The following is an 18112-nucleotide window of genomic DNA, read 5'->3' on the forward strand; positions in this document are numbered from 1 at the left end:
GCACTTGGTTAAAGAGTGGTTTACATGATCGGATGAATGGGGGCGTGCTGCCTTATGTTGGTGTTTTGGAAGCAGAAATTGGTGTTTTTGGCCGTGCCGAAAACGGGAACATCAGCCTATGAAACTGCGCTTACTCCCCATGCTTCCATGGTTGTTTCCGACCCGCCCGAGCTGAAACACGCGCCGGTTTACCGCTACAATCGCTTCTTCCGGCCGATGTTTGAAAAGGTCGGGGCCGATCATATGGACGTGATGGCGGTGATCCGCGAACCGGTGTCGTGGCTGGGAAGCTGGTATCGTTATCGCCAGCGTCCGTTTCTGGATGGGAAACGAACTTCGACCAAGGATATCAGCTTTGATGACTTTGTGTTGGCCTACTGTCAGGGCGACAAGCCGCCCTTTGCCAATGTCGGCGCGCAGTCGAAGTTCGTAGAACCCCGTCCCAATGGCACGCAGGTGTCGCATCTGTTTCGCTACGAAGATCAGGGGAAGATCATCGATTTTCTGGAAGATCGTTTGGGCGTGAAGCTGGATCTGCCACGCGAAAATGTGTCGCCCAAGCGTGATCTGGAGCTGTCGCCCGAGGTCGAAGCAAAACTGCGGCGCAAGCACGCCGCAGAGTTCGAGTTGTGGGATAGTCTGGGCTAGGCCTTAGTTGACCTGAACCATTTTGCCCGGGTTCATCAGGTTGTTGGGATCAAGCGTTTTTTTCAGCTGTGTCATGACCGCGTATGCCGCGCCGTGTTCTTCTTCCATATAGCGCATTTTGCCGGTGCCAACGCCATGTTCGCCGGTCACTGTGCCACCGGATGCCAACGCGCGGCGGCATACGTTGTGGGCCAGTTCCTTGGCGCGCTTCAATTCTTCATCCGACTCTAGGTCGACAAGGATCAAAAGGTGGAAGTTCCCATCGCCGACGTGTCCTACCAGCGGGGCAATCAGACCGCTGGCGGCAATGTCCTCTTGCGTGCCTCTGATGCACTCGGCCAGTTCCGAAATTGGCACGCAGACATCTGTCACCACGCCTTCGGCACCGGGACGTAGGGATTTGCCCGCGTAATAGGCGCTGTGGCGGGCGGCCCAAAGACGGTTGCGGTCTTCGGTCTTGCTGGCCCATTCGAAATCCTGAACGCCGAATTCCTCGGCGATATCGCGGAAGCTGGCGACCTGTTCTTCGACACCGGCAGGGGAGCCGTGGAATTCCAGGAACAGATAGGGCTTTTCGGCCATGTTCATGTCGGGATTATAGGTGTTCATCCCCTTCATTTGCAGCGCGTCCAGAAGTTCGATCCGCGCCATGGGAAGGCCAGTCTGGATCGCCAGAATGACGGTGTTGACCGCATCATCAATGGTCGGGAATGCACATGTGGCGGCGGCGATGTGTTCGGGCTGGCCATAGAGGCGCACAGTCAGTTTGGTGATGATGCCAAGCGTACCTTCAGAACCCACAAACAGATGCGTCAGGTCGTAACCAGCCGAAGATTTGCGCGCGCGGGTGCCTGTTTCAATCACGGTCCCGTCTGCCAGAACAACCTCTAGCGCCAGAACGTTTTCTCGCATTGTGCCATAGCGCACCGCGTTCGTGCCCGAGGCACGGGTGGCTGCCATGCCGCCCAGCGTTGCGTTCGCACCGGGATCAACGGTGAACATCAGGCCGGTGGCGCGCAGGTCTTCGTTCAGCTGTTCGCGGGTCACGCCAGGTTGGACAACGGCATCAAGGTCCTCTGCGTGGACCTCAAGGATCTGGTTCATGCGGCTGGTATCAACGCTGATCCCGCCGTGGATCGGTACAATGTGACCTTCTAGCGAAGTGCCGACGCCGTAAGGGACCACAGGGCATTTGTGTTTCGTACAAATGCGCATGATCTGCGACACTTCTTCGGTTGTTTCGGGAAAGGCCACGGCGTCGGGCAGGGAGGGCGTGGAATAGGCCTCGTCCCGGCTGTGGATTTCGCGGATAGAGGAGCCTGTGGACAGGCGATCGCCAAGCAATTCGCGGATTTCTTCTATTGCTGCGGTGTTGTCCGACATAATTTAGGTACCTCCCAGTTTTCTTGGACGGCACTTAGACAGCAGACGCGATTTTGCGCAAGCCCTACACGGCCACGAGCTTGATCAAATATGCAACGATGCCAAGGCCCAAAACGGATGCCGCCCAGAGGGCAACAAACCATATCCATTTTTTCCAAAGCGGGTTCTCAGCCATGGGGGACCTCAGTGGTATCCTGCTGTTTCATCAATCTTGCCGCGGAACACCCAATAGGAATAGGCGGTGTAGATCAGGATAATGGGGATCAGGATCGCTGCGCCCACTAGCGCGAACATCAGGCTTTTGTCCGGTGCTGCAGCCTCTTGGATGCTAAGCGACGGAGGCACGATGTTGGGATAAAAGCTGATGCCGATACCGACAAAGCAGGCCACAAAGATACCGTTTGCAGCCAGGAAGGGCTGGACGTCGTTGTTCTTCTTCAGGCCCCAGAACATGATCCAAGACAGCAGGAACAGAACGAAGGGCACCAGTGACGACCATGCAGCCGTCGGCAGTGTGAACCAGCGTTCGAAATAAACCGCATCTTGGAACGGAGTCATGATCGAGACCACGCCAATCAGCGCCAGCGTTCCGATTGCCAGAGGCCACGACATGGCCGTGTGACGGGATTGCAGTTCACCGCTGGTCTTCATGTGCAGCCACGTTGCGCCCAACAGCGTGTAACCCACCACAAGCGCAACGCCTGTCAGGATCGAAAACGGTGTCAGCCAGTCAAACCAACCGCCTGCGTATGCGCGGTTCTCGACCTCGATACCTTGCACCAACGCGCCCAAAGCGATGCCTTGCGTAAAGGTCGCGACCAGCGATCCGGCAAAAAAGGCGATGGACCAGACGTGCTTCCAGCGTTTTGTTTTCCAACGGTATTCAAAGGCCACGCCGCGGAATACCAGTGCCAGAAGCATAATGATGATCGGCATGTAAAGCGCGGGCATCACGACCGCATAGGCCAGCGGGAAAACGGCAAACAGACCACCGCCACCCAGCACCAACCACGTTTCGTTGCCGTCCCAGACAGGGGCGACCGTGTTCATCATCACATCCCGTTCGTGTTCGCTTTTGGCGAAGGGAAACAGAATGCCGATCCCGAGGTCGAAGCCGTCCAGAATGACGTAGGTCAGAACGGCAAAGGCAATCAGGGCCGCCCAGATATTGGCTAGATCAAAAATCATAACAGCGGCTCCTTATTCGGCGGGGTTGGTGGCCAGTTGCGTCGAAGGCGTAATGCCCGCGGCACGCGTGGGGCCATCGGTAAAGTCGGCGTCCTTTTGTGGGACAAAGGCGTTCATGAGGCGCAGCAGGTAGTAGGTGCCCGCGCCAAAGACGAAGAAGTAAACCACGATGAATGCTAGAAGCGACGTCGCCACAGCAGGCGCATCAATCGGCGCCAGACTGTCCGAAGTGCGCAGCAGGCCATAGACGGTATAGGGCTGGCGACCGACCTCGGTTGTGACCCAACCTGCGAGAACGGCGATAAAGCCCGACGGTCCCATAACCAGTACAGAACGGTGCAGTAGCGGCGCGTCATAAAGCTTGCCCTTAACGCGGGCCAGAAGGCTCCAGCCACCGATCAGAAGCATGGCAAAGCCCAACCCGACCATCACACGGAACGAATAGAACACGATGGCCACAGGGGGCTCTTCATCATCCGGAATGGTGTCCAAACCGTCCAGAGGTGCATTCCGGTCGTGCTTCAGGATTAGCGAGCTCGCCTTGGGGATTTCGATGGCATAATCGATGCGCTTCTCTTCCTCGTTCGGGATGCCGAACAGGATCAGCGGCGCGCCGTCGGGGTGGCTGTCAAAGTGACCTTCCATCGCCATGACTTTTACGGGCTGATGTTCCAGCGTGTTCAGGCCGTGCATGTCGCCAGCAAAGATCTGGAGCGGCGTGACGATCACAGCCATCCACATCGCCATGGAAAACATACGACGCGATTCAGGCTTGGTGCGGTCACGCAGCAGGTGAAGCGCGCCAGTCGCGCCGACAACGAAGGCCGTCGTCAGGTAGGCAGCCAGCACCATGTGGACAAGGCGATAGGGGAAGGACGGGTTGAAGATGATCTGGAACCAGTCTTCGGGATAGAACTGGCCGTTGTCGGAAATGCTATATCCCACAGGGGTTTGCATCCAGCTGTTCACGCTCAGAATCCAAGTGGCCGACATCAGCGTGCCGAAGGCAACCATCGCAGTGGCAAACATATGAAGCTTTTCGCCAACCTTTTCTCGGCCAAACAGCATGATGCCCAGAAAGCCTGCCTCAAGGAAGAACGCCGACAGCACCTCATAGGCCATAAGCGGCCCGAGAACGGGGCCGGTTTTATCCGAGAAGACCGACCAGTTCGTGCCGAACTGATAGGACATCACGATACCTGAGACGACACCCATGCCGAACGCGACGGCAAAGATTTTTTTCCAGTAGTTGAAAAGGTTGAGATAGGTCGTGTCGCGTGTCCTGAGCCACAAACCGTTCAAAACTGCCAGATAGCTGGCAAGGCCAATCGAGAAGGCCGGAAAGATGATGTGAAACGACACGGTGAACGCAAACTGCGCCCGTGCCAATGTTTCTGTGGTCAATCCTTCAAGCATAAAACTGCTCCAATCCTATTTGGTTGGTGAGCTAGATAGTCTTGGGGATATTTGAACGTCTCTGCGACAATTGCGCCGTGACGGGGTGCTGCGACATTTCGCGTAACCAGCTAGAGCAGGTTCCGCCTAGGTCCACTCGGACGGGGTAATGTTTAGCTTTTTTATGCGTGAATACAGCGTGGTAGGCTGCAAAGCTAACAGTTCAGCGGCGCCATTCCGGCCGGATACTTTGCCCTTTGTTGCGCGCAAGGCTGCGACAATATTGCTGCGCATCGCGCCCTGCATTTCAGCGTCGGTCAGGATTTGACCCACCGATTTGCTGCCCAAAGTGGCGCCACTGGACAGTTCAATGATCAACTTGTCACCGGTCGAAACGATTGCCGCACGCTCGATCACGTTGCGCAATTCGCGCACGTTTCCGGGCCATTGATAGGACATCAATCGGTTCATGACGGCCTCGGTAACACGCGGTTTGCGACGCGACAGCCGTTTGCACGCGATGTCCAGCAAGTGGTTGGCAAGTGCGGGAATGTCGTCGGGTCTGTCACGCAGCGGCGTGCAGTGGATCGGAAAGACATTCAGGTGAAAATACAGGTCCTCGCGGAAACGACCAGCGGCCACTTCGCGTTCCAGATCGGCGGAAGACGCCGATATCAGGCGGATGTCGATGTCACGCGGCTCTAGCGCGCCAAGACGCCGGACTTTACCGCGTTGCAGGGCGTCCAGAAGCTGCCCTTGGGTGTCCAATGGTAGTTCCGTGATGTCATCCAGAAAAAGCGTCCCGCCATGCGCCAGTTCCAACTTGCCGGGTTTGTCGCGCAAAGCGCCGGGAAATGCGCCGCGCATCTGTCCGAACAATTCCGCATCGGTCGCATCTGCGGCAACAGAACCGCATTTGAAATGGATTAAGGGGCGTCTGCGCCGTTCGCTGTCTTTGTGCAGGGCAGAGGCGACAAGCGCCTTTCCGGTTCCGGCCTCTCCGGTGATCATAACGTTGGCGTTGGTTTTGGACACCAGTTCGATTTTTGCCAGCAGTTGCTGAACCGCAGGCGAGGTGCCAATGATATCGTGGTGGGCGCGTTCGGAAATGATTGCTTCTTGCAGGTAGGCGTTTTCCTGTTCCAGCCGGTCGCGCAGTTCCTCGATCTGATCCAAAGCGGCCCGCAGTTTCTGTTCGTTTTCTTTCCGCTCGGTGATGTCGCGGAAGATGACCACGGCACCTGCCAGAACCTGTTGGTCATAAATCGGGGTCGAGACATATTCGACGCGAATAGGGCGACCATCCTTGCGCCAGAACACCTCGTCTTCGATCCTGTGTACCTGTTCAAAGCGGAAGGACCGGTAGATCGGGCAATCATGTGCGTGATAGACGTCGCCGTTCAAATGGTGATGGTGCATGACCGAATGGATTTCGCGCCCGTACAGGTCCTCTGCGGTCCACCCGAGCATTTCTTGCGCCGCACGGTTCACAAAGGTGCATTTGCCCTCGGCGTTGATGCCATAGATGCCTTCGCCGGCGGCATTCAGGATAAGTTGGTTTTGTCGTTCCAGTTCGGTAAAAAAACCTTCGGCGCGCTTCCAGGCCGACAGGCCCGAGCGATGGAGGTTTGCTGTTTCGGTGGCTTGTTCGTGACGGTCAAGTTCGTCCAGATCAATCAAGGTCAGCAACAGCGCCTTGCTTTCATCCGCAAGCGTCCCCCGAAGTTCACAACGGAGGGGTTTGCCCGTGCATGAAGAAATCCGGACGTTTCTGGTCCATGCCTCTTTGCGGTGTCCGATCTCATCCACAAAGACCACAAAATTCGGAAGGTCTGCGCCGATCAGATCCGAAAACTGCCGCTCTTTGATGTCAGGAAGGTCCAATAAGGCCATTGCGCGTCTGTTGGCGGCCAGAATGCGATCGTTGTGCAGGTCAAGCAAAACGGCGGCTTCCGGTAAAGCCTGCAAAATAGAATCAGGATTAGACAGACCATCAAGCATGACGAAAGGGTTCTGCGTTGCAGCAACGTAATCAATACGAAATTTCGTGAATTACGAAATATCGTAGAAGTTGCCGCTGTTGGGTTTCTGTCAATGTACTGATATTATTATAATAATGTCGCTTGGTTAAATTTTAGGCACACCCGTATCCGTCCCTCTGATCTGTCTGCATGATGATTGCAATCAACAGCAAAGGGGAAGTTATGACGACGAAGAGCTTAGGAAATCCGTTCTCGGACAAATCCGATCTGCGGCACGGCGCGGACTGCGGATGCGATCATTGTTCAACCAGCATCAAGACGCCTGAACCTGATGCGATGTCTTCGGACCAAATGCTGGAGCGCGCGGTAGAAAGCGCTGTTGTCCGGTCCGTGTTCGGTCACAACGATCTGTCGCGCCGGTCCTTTATGGGAATGTTCGGCGGAACCACAATGGCGGCTGCGCTGGCCTCGGTTTTCCCACTGGAACAGGCGAAGGCTGCCATCCTTGATGAACTGGGCCCGCCCGAGAAAACCGATCTGAACATCGGCTTTGTTCCGATCACCTGTGCGACGCCGATCATCATGGCGCAGCCGATGGGCTTTTACGAACGCTATGGCCTGAACGCGCAGGTTATCAAGACAGCCGGTTGGGCGGTGGCGCGTGATAAATCGCTGTCGGGCGAATATGACGCCAGCCACATGCTAACACCGATGCCGCTGGCGATGACGCTGGGCGCGGGGTCTGTGGCCGAGCCGTACATCATGCCCGCGGTCGAAAACATTAACGGTCAGGCGATTGTTCTGTCTAATGAGCATCTGGACAAGCGTGACCCGACACAGTGGAAGGGCTTCACCTTTGGTGTGCCGTTCGAATATTCGATGCACAACTTCCTGCTGCGTTACTACGTGGCTGAATTCGGTCTGGACCCGGATGTCGATATCCAGATTCGCGTTGTTCCGCCGCCCGAGATGGTAGCGAACCTGCGCGCCGGTAACCTTGATGGCTATCTGTCGCCGGATCCGTTCAACCAGCGCGCTGTTTGGGAAGGCATCGGCTTTATCCACACACTGACCAAAGACATCTGGGAAGGTCACCCATGCTGTGCCTTTGCCGCACCGATGTCCTTTGCAACGGAACTGCCCAACACATACGGCGCGCTTCTGAAGTCGATTATTGACGCAACCCAGTACGCGTCAAATCCCGCTAACCGGAAAGAGATTGCCGAGGCGATTGCCCCGACCAACTATCTGAACCAGCCGGTGCCCGTGATCGAACAGGTCCTGACAGGGACCTATGCCGATGGTCTGGGAGAGGTGCAGAAGGTGCCCGACCGCATCGATTTCGATCCGTTCCCGTGGCATTCAATGGGCGTGTGGATCCTGACCCAGATGAAGCGTTGGGGCTATATCGAAGGGGATGTGGATTACAAAGCAGTGGCGGAACAGGTCTATCTGGCGGCTGACTGTAAGAAGGTGATGAACGATCTGGGCTATGAGGCGCCGGACGTCACCTACAAATCCCACACCATTATGGGCAAAACCTTCGATCCTGCTGATCCGGCTGGCTACGTATCCAGCTTTGCCATCGGGAAGGGCTAAGCCATGTTCGACAATCTCTCTGTCAATCAACGGGCAGCGGTGTTGTCGGTGGTGATGCTGGTGGTTGGCCTCTTTATCTGGGAGGCCGCCATCCCCGCACAAAAAGCCGCCGCCGAACTGACCGAATACGAACGTCTGACTGGCGGCGGTGCGCCCAAGGCCGGTGTGCCGCCGCCCAGTCAGGTGATCGCCAAGGCGTGGGAGCAACTGAGCAACCCGTTTTATGACGCAGGCCCCAATGACAAGGGTATCGGTATCCAGATCGGGTATTCGATTTACCGCGTTCTGACGGGCTACATAATGGCCGCGCTGATCGCTATTCCCTTGGGCTTCCTGATCGGGATGAGCCAAGTGGCCTATAAGGCGTTCAACCCTTTCATTCAGGTTCTGCGACCGATCTCGCCACTGGCATGGATGCCGCTTGCGCTGTTTATAATTCAGGACTCTGAGGCGAGCGCGATCTTCGTGATCTTTATCTGTTCGATCTGGCCCATGTTGCTAAACACCGCCTTTGGCGTCGCTAATGTCCGCCAAGACTGGGTCAACGTCGCCCGTACCCATGAGTTGGGATACCTGAAGACCGCCTTCACCGTGATCCTGCCAGCCGCTGCGCCGACCATCGTGACGGGTATGCGTATCTCGATCGGGATCGCGTGGTTGGTGATCGTCGCGGCCGAGATGTTGGTCGGTGGTACGGGCATCGGCTATTACGTCTGGAATGAATGGAACAACCTTGATCTGACGTCTGTGATCTTCTCGATCCTGATGATCGGTGTGGTTGGCATGATCCTGGACCTTGCCTTTGGCGCCCTGCAGCGCGCTGTGGCCTACGTGGAATAAGGGGATCACCATGTCCAAACCATTTCTATCCATCGAAAACCTGACCCAGATTTATCCTGACGGGCAGGGGGGGGATCTGACAGTTTTCGAGAACGCCAACTTCGGCATCGAAAAGGGTGAGTTCGTCGTGATCCTTGGCCACTCCGGCTGTGGTAAGTCCACAATCATGAACATCCTTGCCGGATTGGCCGAGCCCACCTCGGGTGTCGTCAAGATGGACGGGTTCGAAGTGTCGGGTCCCAGCCTTGATCGCGGTGTGGTGTTTCAAAACTATTCGCTACTGCCTTGGCTATCGAGCCTGAAGAACGTCAGCTTTGGGGTCGCGGCCCGTTACAAGGACTGGAGCAAGCAGAAGGTTCTTGAACACTCGAAGAAGTTCCTTGCCATGGTGGGACTGGAAGGGGATGTGATCCATCGCAAACCCAGCCAGCTATCAGGGGGGATGCGGCAGAGGGTGTCTATTGCCCGTGCCTTCGCGAATGAGCCAAAGCTGTTGTTGCTGGATGAACCCTTTGGTGCGCTTGATGCGTTGACACGGGGGACCATCCAGGACGAGCTTCTGAAAATCTGGGGGGGCACGGAACAGACCGTGTTCATGATCACCCACGATATCGACGAAGCCATTCTGCTGGCAGACCGCATCCTGCTGATGACCAACGGCCCCTATGCGCAGGTCGCCGAGTCCGTTGAAATCACCATCCCGCGACCACGGTCCAGAACCGAGATTGTGGAACATCCCAACTACTATGCGATCCGGAACCATCTGGTGCAGTTCCTAGGGCAGCGGTCCAAAGAACTGGCGGGTAAGCGCGAAGGCGAAACGCCGAAGGGCCCCGAAACCATCCGTATCGACAAAACTGGGTCTAAGGAGGACCCCGTGCCATCGGCCCCGCTGCGGGCCGTGAATACCTAAGCCGATCAAAGGAAGAAGACGATGAAGGACAATCTATCCATGGAAATGATGACAAAAGACGATGTCACAATGATGATCCTGTCGGCCAAGAAAACCGCAGGGCTGACTTGGGAAGGGATCGCCGAGAAAATTGATATGTCTCCTGTATGGACGCATTCCGCCTGTATGGGGATGAACGCGATGCCTGCCGATAAGGCGGCTGCTCTGGTCACTGCGCTGGGCCTGCCGCAAGAGGCGGCATCGGTTCTGGAAGAAAGCCCCACCAAGGTGTGGGAACAAGCCGTGCCCACCGATCCCTGTATCTACCGCCTGTATGAAATCGTTGGCGTCTATGGTCCCACGATCAAGGCACTGATTCACGAAAAATTCGGCGACGGCATTATGTCGGCCATCGATTTTGATATGCAGATCACTCGGGTGGAGAACCCCAAAGGTGACCGCGTCAAGATCGAGATGTCCGGCAAATACCTTGGCTACAACAGCTGGTAAAAATGTTCCGGCCGCGCTGGGCATCGCCCTTGCGCGGCCACTTCGACTGTAAGGCAAGACCCTAATGACCCGAGCACCCGTACCGCCGTTCACTTACGATGAGGCGGTGACCAAAGTCCGCATGGCCGAGAATGCATGGAACACTCGTGACCCCGAAAAGGTGGCGATGGCTTATACGCCGGACACCCGTTGGCGGAACCGGTCCGAGTTTTTGACTGGTCGTGAAGAGGTTCAGGAATTCCTAACGCGTAAATGGGCGACCGAGAACGGCTATCGCCTGATCAAGGAAATCTGGGCGCATGGTGAAAACCGCATCGCTGTCCGGTTCTGCTATGAATACCACGATGAACAGGGCCAGTGGTATCGTGCCCATGGGAATGAGAACTGGGAATTCGACGCCGACGGATACATGGCCGTGCGCCATGCCTCGATCAACGATGTTCCTATTGCCGAAGGCGACCGTCTGTTTCACTGGCCGCAGGGCCCGCGACCTGATGATCATCAGGGCCTGACGGCGCTGGGCCTTTAGGCGTCAGGCGATCCGTTCGAAGCCTGCGATCAGCTGACGCAACCCGATAGCCGCACCTGCAAAGATGGAGGCCGCTGTTACAGGTGCGCTGAAGGCAAGGGTCGAAAACGCTGACAGGCCTTGGCCCACGGTGCACCCCAGCGCGATGGCGGCGCCTGCGCCCATCAGAGCCGCGCCAAACACCTGACGGCGCAATTCGCGCGGGTCATCGCAGGCTTCCCAGCGGAACTGCCCTTTGATCAGGCTTCCTGCGAAAGCCCCCAGAAGAACACCTGCGACGGACCCCACGGCAAAGCTCATATTCCGACCCGAGGCCGTCATAAGGTACACCATCGTTTCCCCAAGAGGGGCCGCGAATGTGTGGGACACAACTTCGCGTGCTGCGAATCCGTTCTCGGAAACCCATGTTGTCCCGATCCAGCCGCTCAGAACCGCTAGACCGGCGACCACCGCCCAAAAGATCGTCTGTGGTTTTTGCAAGAGACTGCGGTTGGCCAAGGCACCGATCAGGATCGCAGCGCCAATAAGAACGCCGATGACCGTGGCCGAGATCCCAAGGACACCTTCAAGGCTGTGCGCGATGCCCGCGGGTGTATTTTCAACGGAATGCACCGGGAAAAGCATCAGGCGTAGGCCCGCTAACGGGCCGGACAGCACGGCGTAGGCGGATAGCCCCATGATCAGAACGATAACGAAGGACCTGAAATCGCCACCACCGACACGTGCCAAAGCGCCAAAACCACAGTTGCCCGCAAGCGCCATACCGTAACCGAAGGCCAGGCCACCCAGGATGCTGGCCAAGGGCGACCAGGCTGTCGTCAAATAGATCGAATCTTTTATGGCGGCTGCGCCCATAGCCTGGGCAATGAAGCTGCCGATTATGGCCACGCCAATTGCGATGCCCCACATGCGCAACCTTTTGGTATCATTTCCATAAAGCGCATCCTCCACAGCGCCCATCGAGCAAAAGCGCCCCAGTCTGGCGGCCAGCCCCAACAGTACGCCGCCAAACAGCCCGACAAGGGCCATTGCGCGCGGTTCACCCAGCGCTTCCAGCATCGCGATGTCCTCCCATCGCGCCAACCCAGACGGTGTCAGCGCACTCCGATTGCTTCTGGAGCTTCAAGTATTCTTGCGTATACCGCTTCGGTCAAGCTTCGGTTGCATGCCTATTCCAAAGGGTACGTATTTCACGAATTGCAGTTTACATAAATAAATTCCTAGATAACAATATGAATATGTGTTTGTCGGGGAGGGCAAAGCCACATGTTCGATGTGACTTTGATGGGGGCGCTTTTTGCGGGACTATTGTCCTTTCTGTCGCCCTGTATTTTGCCAATTGTGCCGTTCTACCTGTCGTATCTGGCAGGGGCGGGGATGCAGACGTTGCAAGAGGACGCGCCGCTTGATCCGGCTGTCCAGCGGCGCGCGGTGATAGCATCGCTATTCTTTGCCGCGGGTATCATGACGATCTTCATCGGACTTGGTGCCACCGCGACGGTGTTCGGGCAGGTGGTCCGCGAATGGTTCGATGTGCTGCGTTGGATTGCAGCGGCGATTATCATTGCGATGGGCCTGCATTTTCTGGGCGTGATCCGCATTGGCATTCTTTATCGCCAGTTCGGAAACTCGATGGGGGATACAAAGCCCACCAGCTATCTGGGCGCCTACGTGATCGGTCTTGCCTTTGCTTTCGGCTGGACGCCTTGCGTCGGACCGGTTCTGGCTGCCATCCTGTTTATGGCCGGTGCTCAGGACAGCGTGAGCGAGGGCATGCGCCTGTTGTTTGTCTATGCGCTTGGTATGACAGCGCCGTTTGTTCTGGCGGCGATGTTTATCAAACCCTTCTTGCGTTGGATGAAGGGCTTTCGTCGCCATCTGGGCAAGATCGAGAAAGCCATGGGCATATTGTTGATCGTCTTCGGCATTTTGATTGCCACAAACATGATGAACTGGATTGCCAATGCGATGTTGGCGTTCTGGCCAAGCATTGGCTGAGCTTTAGGAGAATGACATGAAACGTCTGTTATTTGCGTTCGCAGGTATGGCTATGGCGGTCACCGCTCAGGCCGCCGAGTTGGGCGATGACGGTCTGCACAAAGCAGACTGGATGCGTGACACATTCAAGGATCTGAGCGAGGACCTGTCCGAAGCGACCGCGAATGGTCAGCGGCTTTTGATCCTCGTTGAGCAGCGCGGCTGCATCTATTGCACCAGGATGCACGAAGAGGTCTTCATCAAGGAAGACATCGCGCAGATGCTGTCTGACGACTACTTTGTCGTGCAGGTAAATATGTTCGGCGATGTCGAGATAACCGACTTCGACGGCGAGGTTCTGGCCGAGAAGGATGCCGTCAAAAAATGGGGCGCATTGTTCACGCCTTTCCTGATGTTTTTCCCCGAAGAATCTGATGGAACATTGCCTGCAGATGAGCTTGCCGTGGCGACAATGCCGGGTGCATTTGGTCCAGCCACGACGCGCAATCTGCTGACGTGGGTGCTGGAAAAGGGCTATGACGGAGAAGAGCCTTTCCAGAAGTATCACGCTCGAAAGTTCGAAGAATCAAAGAATTAAGCGGCGGCTCTGATATCGAAAGACAGGCGACAGATACGTAAATTCAAACAAATGAATTTATTGTTGCGTTCTTCGCTATCCGTGCGCTACGGTACACAACAGGGAGAAAATGGGAGGAGATATGGGACGAGGATTCCAACTGGCGATTGCCGCGTCGCTTTGCGCGACTATGGCAGTAGCAGACGCCCCGGCACCAGCAGATGTTGTTTATGAGGATGGGGCAATTGCTCAATCCCTGACCGGCGTTGCAGGGGACGTAGAGTCTGGTCGCAAGATCATGAACAAAGGTGCAGGCAACTGCATCGCGTGCCATCAGGTGACAGATCTTCAGGATCTTCCCTTCCATGGCGAAATCGGCCCGTCGCTTGATGGTGCCGCCGACCGTTGGGAAGAATCCCAGCTGCGCGGTATCGTTGCCAACGCGAAAATCATGTTCCCTGACACGATGATGCCGTCGTTCTACAAGAACACCGGCTATATCCGTCCCGGGAATGCCTACACCGGCAAAGCGCCGGAAGGGGAACTCAGCCCGCTTCTGACGGCTCAAGAGGTCGAAGATGTCGTGGCGTACTTGCTCACTCTGAAAGAGTGATCGCGGATTATCCGGAGGAAAACTTATGACATTCACACGACGTGAAACGTTGGCGATCGGTCTGGGCGGCGTTGCTGCTCTGGCTCTGCCTATGCAGGCAGTGGCCATGGTCGACGACAAAATCGCGGCCTTCACGGGCGGCGCAGATGTAGGCGAGGGCGGTCTGACACTGACAGCACCCGAAATCGCTGAAAACGGCAACACCGTTCCTGTCGAAGTGTCGGCACCGGGCGCGGTTTCCATCCTGCTTCTGGCGGCTGGCAACCCGAACCCCGACGTCTGCACATTCAACTTTGGCCCGCTGGCCGGTGCGCAGGCAGCGTCCACACGCATCCGTCTTGCGCGTACGCAAGAAGTGGTCGCGGTAGCCAAAATGGCTGACGGCAGCTTTGTCCGCGCGGCACAGGAAGTAAAAGTCACAATCGGCGGCTGCGGCGGCTAAGGTCAGGAAGGGAATAAACCCATGGCAGATAACGTAAAACCACGCGTTAAAGTCCCCAAGTCGGCATCCGCTGGCGAGGTGATCACAATCAAAACTCTGATCAGCCACACAATGGAATCCGGTCAGCGTAAAAACAAAGCTGGCGAGATCATCCCGCGCTCGATCATCAACCGCTTCACATGCGACTTCAACGGCCAGAACGTGATCGACGTCACGCTGGAGCCCGCGATTTCGACGAACCCATACTTCGAGTTCCAGTCGCAGGTTCCGGAAGCAGGTGAGTTCACCTTCACTTGGTACGATGACGACGGTTCTGTTTACACAGAAACCAAGGCCATCTCGGTCGGCTAAACGATCCCATGAATAACAGCCCCGCCGGCATTGTTGGCGGGGAAGACTTAGGGAGGAAAACAATGAATAAAGCTATCGCTCGTGGTGTTGGTGCCGTAGCTCTGTCCGCGCTGTCTGTGACAGCGGTTCTGGCAGATGCAGACGATGACCAGCTCGTGATCAACGGCGAGATCGAGATCGTGACAGAGGCTGCAGCAGCTGCGCATCTTGAGAACCTAGATACGGTCTATTCCGGTTGGCGTTTCCGTAAGGATGAAACTCAATCGGCTCAGGCTGACGACTTTGAAAACCCCGGCTTTATCTTCGTCGAAACCGCTATGGATTCTTGGAACACTGTAGAAGGCGAAGCAGGCAAGTCCTGTGCGTCGTGCCACGGTGATCCCGAGGATATGGCAGCTGCAAAGCCCACGTATCCCAAGTGGAACGAAAAGGCTGGTGAAGTGCGTTCGCTTGAAATGCAGGTCAACGGCTGCCGTACCGAGCAGATGCAGGCCGAGGAATGGAAATACACAGGTAGCGACATGACCAACATGATTGCGCTGCTGTCGTCCGTTTCCCGTGGTATGCCTGTCAACGTAGCCATCGACGGCCCCGCCCAAGCAACTTGGGAGAAGGGCAAAGAGATGTACTACACGCGCTATGGCCAGCTTGAGCTGTCTTGTGCGAACTGCCACGAAGACAATTACGGCAACATGATCCGCGCTGACCACCTCAGCCAGGGTCAGATCAACGGTTTCCCCGCGTATCGTCTGAAGAACACCAAGCTGAACACGGTTCATGACCGTTTCAAAGGCTGTATTCGCGATACACGTGCTGAAACCTTCAGCCCCTCCAGCGCCGATCTGGTCGCGCTCGAGCTGTACGTGATGTCCCGTGGCAACGGCCTGTCGGTCGAAGGCCCGTCTGTACGTAACTAATCAATGATCCCGCGCGACTGGGCGTTGCGCGGGATTTTTTGCAGAAATAAATTCACACATATGCATGTGTGTGTTCAACTGGAGAGCAATGTATGATCTCGCGTCGTGACTTCTTGCAGGCGGCTATGGCCACCACAGCCCTTTACGGAGCGTCTGGTTTTGGAAACTGGTCCAAACTGGCAGCCCAGCAGGCGTTGACGCAGGATGATCTGCTGTCCTTCGACACCTTTGGCAACGTGTCCCTGATCCACATCACGGACATCCACGCGCAATTGGTGCCGATCTACTTCCGTGAACCTTCGGTGAATATCGGGGTGGGCGACAACCGCGGCGCGGTTCCACACCTAACCGGCGGCGACTTCCGCAAGCTCTATGGGATCGACGATGGTAGTCCCTCCCACTACGCCTTGTCTTCGGGCGATTTCCAAGCGCTTGCGGGCGCCTACGGCCGTATGGGTGGCCTTGATCGTGTGGCCACAGTGGTGAATTCGATCCGTGCCGATCGTCCTGATGCCATTCTGCTCGATGGCGGGGACACATGGCACGGGTCGTACACCTGCTATCACAGCCAGGGTCAGGACATGGTCAACGCGATGAACGCGCTGAAGCCTGACGCCATGACGTTCCACTGGGAATTCACGCTGGGTTCCGAGCGGGTTCAGGAGCTGGTCGAAGGCCTGCCGTTCGCAGCCCTTGGTCAGAACATCTTTGACGCCGAGTGGGATGAACCCGCCGAGCTGTTCAAGCCTTACAAATTCTTCGAGCGGGGCGGGGTGAAGGTTGCCGTTATCGGTCAGGCCTTCCCCTATATGCCCATCGCGAACCCGCGTTGGATGTTCCCCGAATATTCGTTCGGTATCCGTGACGAAAACATGCAGGCCATGGTCGACGAAGTGCGCGCCCAAGGGGCTGAATGCGTTGTCGTGCTTAGCCACAACGGCTTTGACGTGGACAAGAAGATGGCCTCTGTCGTGACAGGCATCGACGTCATCCTGTCCGGCCATACGCACGACGCATTGCCCGAACCTGTTCTGATCGGCGAAACGATCATCGTGGCGTCCGGCTCGAACGGTAAGTTCGTCAGCCGCGTCGATCTGGATATCCAGAACGGCCGCATGATGGGCTTCCGTCACAAGCTGATCCCGATCTTCTCGGACGTGATCACTCCTGATCCGGATATGGCGGCTTTGATCCAAGCGGAACGCGCGCCCCATTCTGATAAACTGTCCGAGGTGATCGGCCAGACGGACAGCGTCCTTTACCGTCGTGGTAACTTCAACGGCTCGTGGGATGATCTGATCTGTGACGCCCTGATTTCCGAACGCGAGGCTGAAATTGCCTTGTCGCCCGGCGTGCGCTGGGGCCCGAGCCTTGTGCCTGGCGACATCACCCGCGAAGACATCTGGAACGTCACGTCCATGACGTATGGCGAAGCGTACCGCACTGAAATGACAGGTGAATTCCTGAAAGTCGTGCTGGAAGACGTGGCCGATAACATCTTTAACCCCGACCCGTATTATCAGCAGGGTGGCGACATGGTGCGCACTGGCGGGCTTGGCTACACGATCGACGTGACCAAGCCGCAGGGCGAGCGCATCAGCAATCTGACGCTGCTGAAAACCGGCGAACTGATCGATCCCTCGAAATCCTACGTTGTCGCTGGCTGGGCCAGTGTGAACGAAGGCACCGAAGGTCCGCAGATATGGGATGTGGTGGAAAACCATATCCGCAAACTGGGCACGGTTTCCGTTTCGGAAAACAACAGTGTGACAGTCGTCAACGGCTAATCGGGAGGATAGACCATGACACGCATCGGCACTTTGGTACTCGCAGGCATGATGACCGCCAGCATGGCGTTTGCTGAAGGGAAGACCCATCACGTGGCCATCCATGTGGATGAGAACGACCCCCAAGTGATGAACATGGCGCTGAACAACGCGCAGAATGTCGATGCGTATTACAAAAGTGTGGGCGATGACGTGGTGATCGAAATGGTCGCCTACGGTCCGGGTCTGCACATGCTGGTGGCGGATAAATCGCCGGTACGGGACCGTATCGCCGCGATGTCACTGGAATTGGGAAACATCACCTTTGCTGCGTGCGGAAACACCATCAAGGGTATGGAAAAGAAAACCGGTCAGGCGGTTACACTGATGGAGGAGGCCAATGTTGTCCCCTCTGGCGTGGTGCGTCTGATCGAACTTCAGGAACAGGGATTTGCCTATGTGAGGCCCTAAACGGGGCCTAACGCCCCCTGTCTTTCAGGGGG

Annotated in this window: 20 protein-coding genes; 14 read left to right on the forward strand and 6 right to left on the reverse strand. The window is 56.5% G+C overall.

Annotated features, from left to right (window positions below):
- The first annotated feature begins 54 nt into the window (after positions 1 to 54).
- The gene (locus AC4FIA_RS09065) at positions 55 to 648 is read left to right on the forward strand and encodes a gamma-glutamyl kinase (RefSeq protein WP_490365572.1); all 594 of its coding nucleotides are present in this window, start codon (positions 55 to 57) and stop codon (positions 646 to 648) included.
- A gap of 3 nt (positions 649 to 651) precedes the next feature.
- Here the strand turns inward: AC4FIA_RS09065 and AC4FIA_RS09070 are convergent, their stop codons facing one another.
- From AC4FIA_RS09070 to AC4FIA_RS09090, 5 genes are all read right to left on the reverse strand, one after another.
- Positions 652 to 2031 carry an FAD-binding oxidoreductase gene (locus tag AC4FIA_RS09070; protein ID WP_490365573.1) on the reverse strand — a complete coding sequence of 460 codons (1380 nt, stop codon included), beginning with the start codon at positions 2029 to 2031 and terminating at the stop codon, positions 652 to 654.
- A gap of 64 nt (positions 2032 to 2095) precedes the next feature.
- Positions 2096 to 2206 (reverse strand): DUF2474 family protein, encoded by a 111-nt coding sequence (locus tag AC4FIA_RS09075; RefSeq protein ID WP_287476267.1) that lies wholly within the window; start codon positions 2204 to 2206, stop codon positions 2096 to 2098.
- 8 nt (positions 2207 to 2214) lie between these two features.
- Positions 2215 to 3219, reverse strand: a complete 1005-nt coding sequence (gene cydB, locus AC4FIA_RS09080) for a cytochrome d ubiquinol oxidase subunit II (protein ID WP_490365574.1) — start codon at positions 3217 to 3219, stop codon at positions 2215 to 2217.
- 12 nt (positions 3220 to 3231) lie between these two features.
- The gene (locus tag AC4FIA_RS09085; RefSeq protein WP_490365575.1) at positions 3232 to 4635 is read right to left on the reverse strand and encodes a cytochrome ubiquinol oxidase subunit I; all 1404 of its coding nucleotides are present in this window, start codon (positions 4633 to 4635) and stop codon (positions 3232 to 3234) included.
- A 126-nt stretch (positions 4636 to 4761) separates the two neighbouring features.
- Positions 4762 to 6582, reverse strand: coding sequence for a sigma-54 interaction domain-containing protein (locus AC4FIA_RS09090; RefSeq protein WP_490365576.1), 1821 nt, complete (start codon positions 6580 to 6582; stop codon positions 4762 to 4764).
- A gap of 236 nt (positions 6583 to 6818) precedes the next feature.
- Between AC4FIA_RS09090 and AC4FIA_RS09095 the strand changes: the two genes are divergently transcribed.
- From AC4FIA_RS09095 to AC4FIA_RS09115, 5 genes are all read left to right on the forward strand, one after another.
- The gene (locus AC4FIA_RS09095; RefSeq protein ID WP_490365577.1) at positions 6819 to 8195 is read left to right on the forward strand and encodes a CmpA/NrtA family ABC transporter substrate-binding protein; all 1377 of its coding nucleotides are present in this window, start codon (positions 6819 to 6821) and stop codon (positions 8193 to 8195) included.
- Between the two features lie 3 nt (positions 8196 to 8198).
- Positions 8199 to 9035 (forward strand): nitrate ABC transporter permease, encoded by an 837-nt coding sequence (ntrB, locus tag AC4FIA_RS09100; RefSeq protein ID WP_490365578.1) that lies wholly within the window; start codon positions 8199 to 8201, stop codon positions 9033 to 9035.
- 10 nt (positions 9036 to 9045) lie between these two features.
- Complete coding sequence (locus tag AC4FIA_RS09105; RefSeq protein WP_490365579.1) at positions 9046 to 9948, forward strand: ABC transporter ATP-binding protein; 903 nt, start codon at positions 9046 to 9048, stop codon at positions 9946 to 9948.
- Between the two features lie 21 nt (positions 9949 to 9969).
- Complete coding sequence (gene cynS / locus AC4FIA_RS09110) at positions 9970 to 10437, forward strand: cyanase (protein WP_488048204.1); 468 nt, start codon at positions 9970 to 9972, stop codon at positions 10435 to 10437.
- Positions 10438 to 10501: 64 nt separating this feature from the next.
- Positions 10502 to 10966 carry a nuclear transport factor 2 family protein gene (locus tag AC4FIA_RS09115; protein WP_490365580.1) on the forward strand — a complete coding sequence of 155 codons (465 nt, stop codon included), beginning with the start codon at positions 10502 to 10504 and terminating at the stop codon, positions 10964 to 10966.
- A 3-nt stretch (positions 10967 to 10969) separates the two neighbouring features.
- Here the strand turns inward: AC4FIA_RS09115 and AC4FIA_RS09120 are convergent, their stop codons facing one another.
- Complete coding sequence (locus AC4FIA_RS09120) at positions 10970 to 12025, reverse strand: YeeE/YedE family protein (RefSeq protein ID WP_490365581.1); 1056 nt, start codon at positions 12023 to 12025, stop codon at positions 10970 to 10972.
- 207 nt (positions 12026 to 12232) lie between these two features.
- Here AC4FIA_RS09120 and AC4FIA_RS09125 point away from each other — a divergent pair, with 207 nt between their 5' ends.
- The 8 genes from AC4FIA_RS09125 (at position 12233) to AC4FIA_RS09160 (ending at position 18080) form a co-directional block, all read left to right on the forward strand.
- A complete protein-coding gene (locus AC4FIA_RS09125; protein ID WP_490365582.1) occupies positions 12233 to 12964 on the forward strand; it encodes a cytochrome c biogenesis CcdA family protein in 732 nt (243 codons plus the stop codon).
- A 16-nt stretch (positions 12965 to 12980) separates the two neighbouring features.
- Positions 12981 to 13541: a thioredoxin family protein gene (locus tag AC4FIA_RS09130; protein ID WP_490365583.1), complete on the forward strand. Its 561-nt coding sequence runs from the start codon at positions 12981 to 12983 to the stop codon at positions 13539 to 13541.
- Between the two features lie 121 nt (positions 13542 to 13662).
- Positions 13663 to 14133 (forward strand): sulfur oxidation c-type cytochrome SoxX, encoded by a 471-nt coding sequence (gene soxX, locus AC4FIA_RS09135; RefSeq protein ID WP_234994719.1) that lies wholly within the window; start codon positions 13663 to 13665, stop codon positions 14131 to 14133.
- Between the two features lie 25 nt (positions 14134 to 14158).
- Complete coding sequence (gene soxY, locus AC4FIA_RS09140) at positions 14159 to 14575, forward strand: thiosulfate oxidation carrier protein SoxY (RefSeq protein WP_490365584.1); 417 nt, start codon at positions 14159 to 14161, stop codon at positions 14573 to 14575.
- Positions 14576 to 14596: 21 nt separating this feature from the next.
- Complete coding sequence (soxZ, locus tag AC4FIA_RS09145) at positions 14597 to 14926, forward strand: thiosulfate oxidation carrier complex protein SoxZ (protein ID WP_287477026.1); 330 nt, start codon at positions 14597 to 14599, stop codon at positions 14924 to 14926.
- 62 nt (positions 14927 to 14988) lie between these two features.
- Positions 14989 to 15843, forward strand: coding sequence for a sulfur oxidation c-type cytochrome SoxA (gene soxA, locus AC4FIA_RS09150; RefSeq protein ID WP_287477025.1), 855 nt, complete (start codon positions 14989 to 14991; stop codon positions 15841 to 15843).
- A gap of 92 nt (positions 15844 to 15935) precedes the next feature.
- Positions 15936 to 17630, forward strand: a complete 1695-nt coding sequence (soxB, locus tag AC4FIA_RS09155; RefSeq protein WP_490365585.1) for a thiosulfohydrolase SoxB — start codon at positions 15936 to 15938, stop codon at positions 17628 to 17630.
- A 15-nt stretch (positions 17631 to 17645) separates the two neighbouring features.
- Positions 17646 to 18080, forward strand: coding sequence for a DsrE family protein (locus AC4FIA_RS09160; protein WP_490365586.1), 435 nt, complete (start codon positions 17646 to 17648; stop codon positions 18078 to 18080).
- Positions 18081 to 18112: the final 32 nt, after the last annotated feature.

It is taken from the genome of Thalassococcus sp., assembly GCF_982780845.1.

Excerpts from the sequence above, each read along its gene's own strand:
- AC4FIA_RS09065 (WP_490365572.1), top strand. The coding sequence starts at position 55 with ATGTTGGTGTTTTGGAAGCAGAAATTGGTGTTTTTGGCCGTGCCGAAA.
- AC4FIA_RS09070 (WP_490365573.1), bottom strand. The coding sequence starts at position 2,031 with ATGTCGGACAACACCGCAGCAATAGAAGAAATCCGCGAATTGCTTGGC.
- AC4FIA_RS09075 (WP_287476267.1), bottom strand. The coding sequence starts at position 2,206 with ATGGCTGAGAACCCGCTTTGGAAAAAATGGATATGGTTTGTTGCCCTC.
- cydB (WP_490365574.1), bottom strand. The coding sequence starts at position 3,219 with ATGATTTTTGATCTAGCCAATATCTGGGCGGCCCTGATTGCCTTTGCC.
- AC4FIA_RS09085 (WP_490365575.1), bottom strand. The coding sequence starts at position 4,635 with ATGCTTGAAGGATTGACCACAGAAACATTGGCACGGGCGCAGTTTGCG.
- AC4FIA_RS09095 (WP_490365577.1), top strand. The coding sequence starts at position 6,819 with ATGACGACGAAGAGCTTAGGAAATCCGTTCTCGGACAAATCCGATCTG.
- ntrB (WP_490365578.1), top strand. The coding sequence starts at position 8,199 with ATGTTCGACAATCTCTCTGTCAATCAACGGGCAGCGGTGTTGTCGGTG.
- AC4FIA_RS09105 (WP_490365579.1), top strand. The coding sequence starts at position 9,046 with ATGTCCAAACCATTTCTATCCATCGAAAACCTGACCCAGATTTATCCT.
- cynS (WP_488048204.1), top strand. The coding sequence starts at position 9,970 with ATGAAGGACAATCTATCCATGGAAATGATGACAAAAGACGATGTCACA.
- AC4FIA_RS09115 (WP_490365580.1), top strand. The coding sequence starts at position 10,502 with ATGACCCGAGCACCCGTACCGCCGTTCACTTACGATGAGGCGGTGACC.
- AC4FIA_RS09120 (WP_490365581.1), bottom strand. The coding sequence starts at position 12,025 with ATGCTGGAAGCGCTGGGTGAACCGCGCGCAATGGCCCTTGTCGGGCTG.
- AC4FIA_RS09125 (WP_490365582.1), top strand. The coding sequence starts at position 12,233 with ATGTTCGATGTGACTTTGATGGGGGCGCTTTTTGCGGGACTATTGTCC.
- AC4FIA_RS09130 (WP_490365583.1), top strand. The coding sequence starts at position 12,981 with ATGAAACGTCTGTTATTTGCGTTCGCAGGTATGGCTATGGCGGTCACC.
- soxX (WP_234994719.1), top strand. The coding sequence starts at position 13,663 with ATGGGACGAGGATTCCAACTGGCGATTGCCGCGTCGCTTTGCGCGACT.
- soxY (WP_490365584.1), top strand. The coding sequence starts at position 14,159 with ATGACATTCACACGACGTGAAACGTTGGCGATCGGTCTGGGCGGCGTT.
- soxZ (WP_287477026.1), top strand. The coding sequence starts at position 14,597 with ATGGCAGATAACGTAAAACCACGCGTTAAAGTCCCCAAGTCGGCATCC.
- soxA (WP_287477025.1), top strand. The coding sequence starts at position 14,989 with ATGAATAAAGCTATCGCTCGTGGTGTTGGTGCCGTAGCTCTGTCCGCG.
- soxB (WP_490365585.1), top strand. The coding sequence starts at position 15,936 with ATGATCTCGCGTCGTGACTTCTTGCAGGCGGCTATGGCCACCACAGCC.
- AC4FIA_RS09160 (WP_490365586.1), top strand. The coding sequence starts at position 17,646 with ATGACACGCATCGGCACTTTGGTACTCGCAGGCATGATGACCGCCAGC.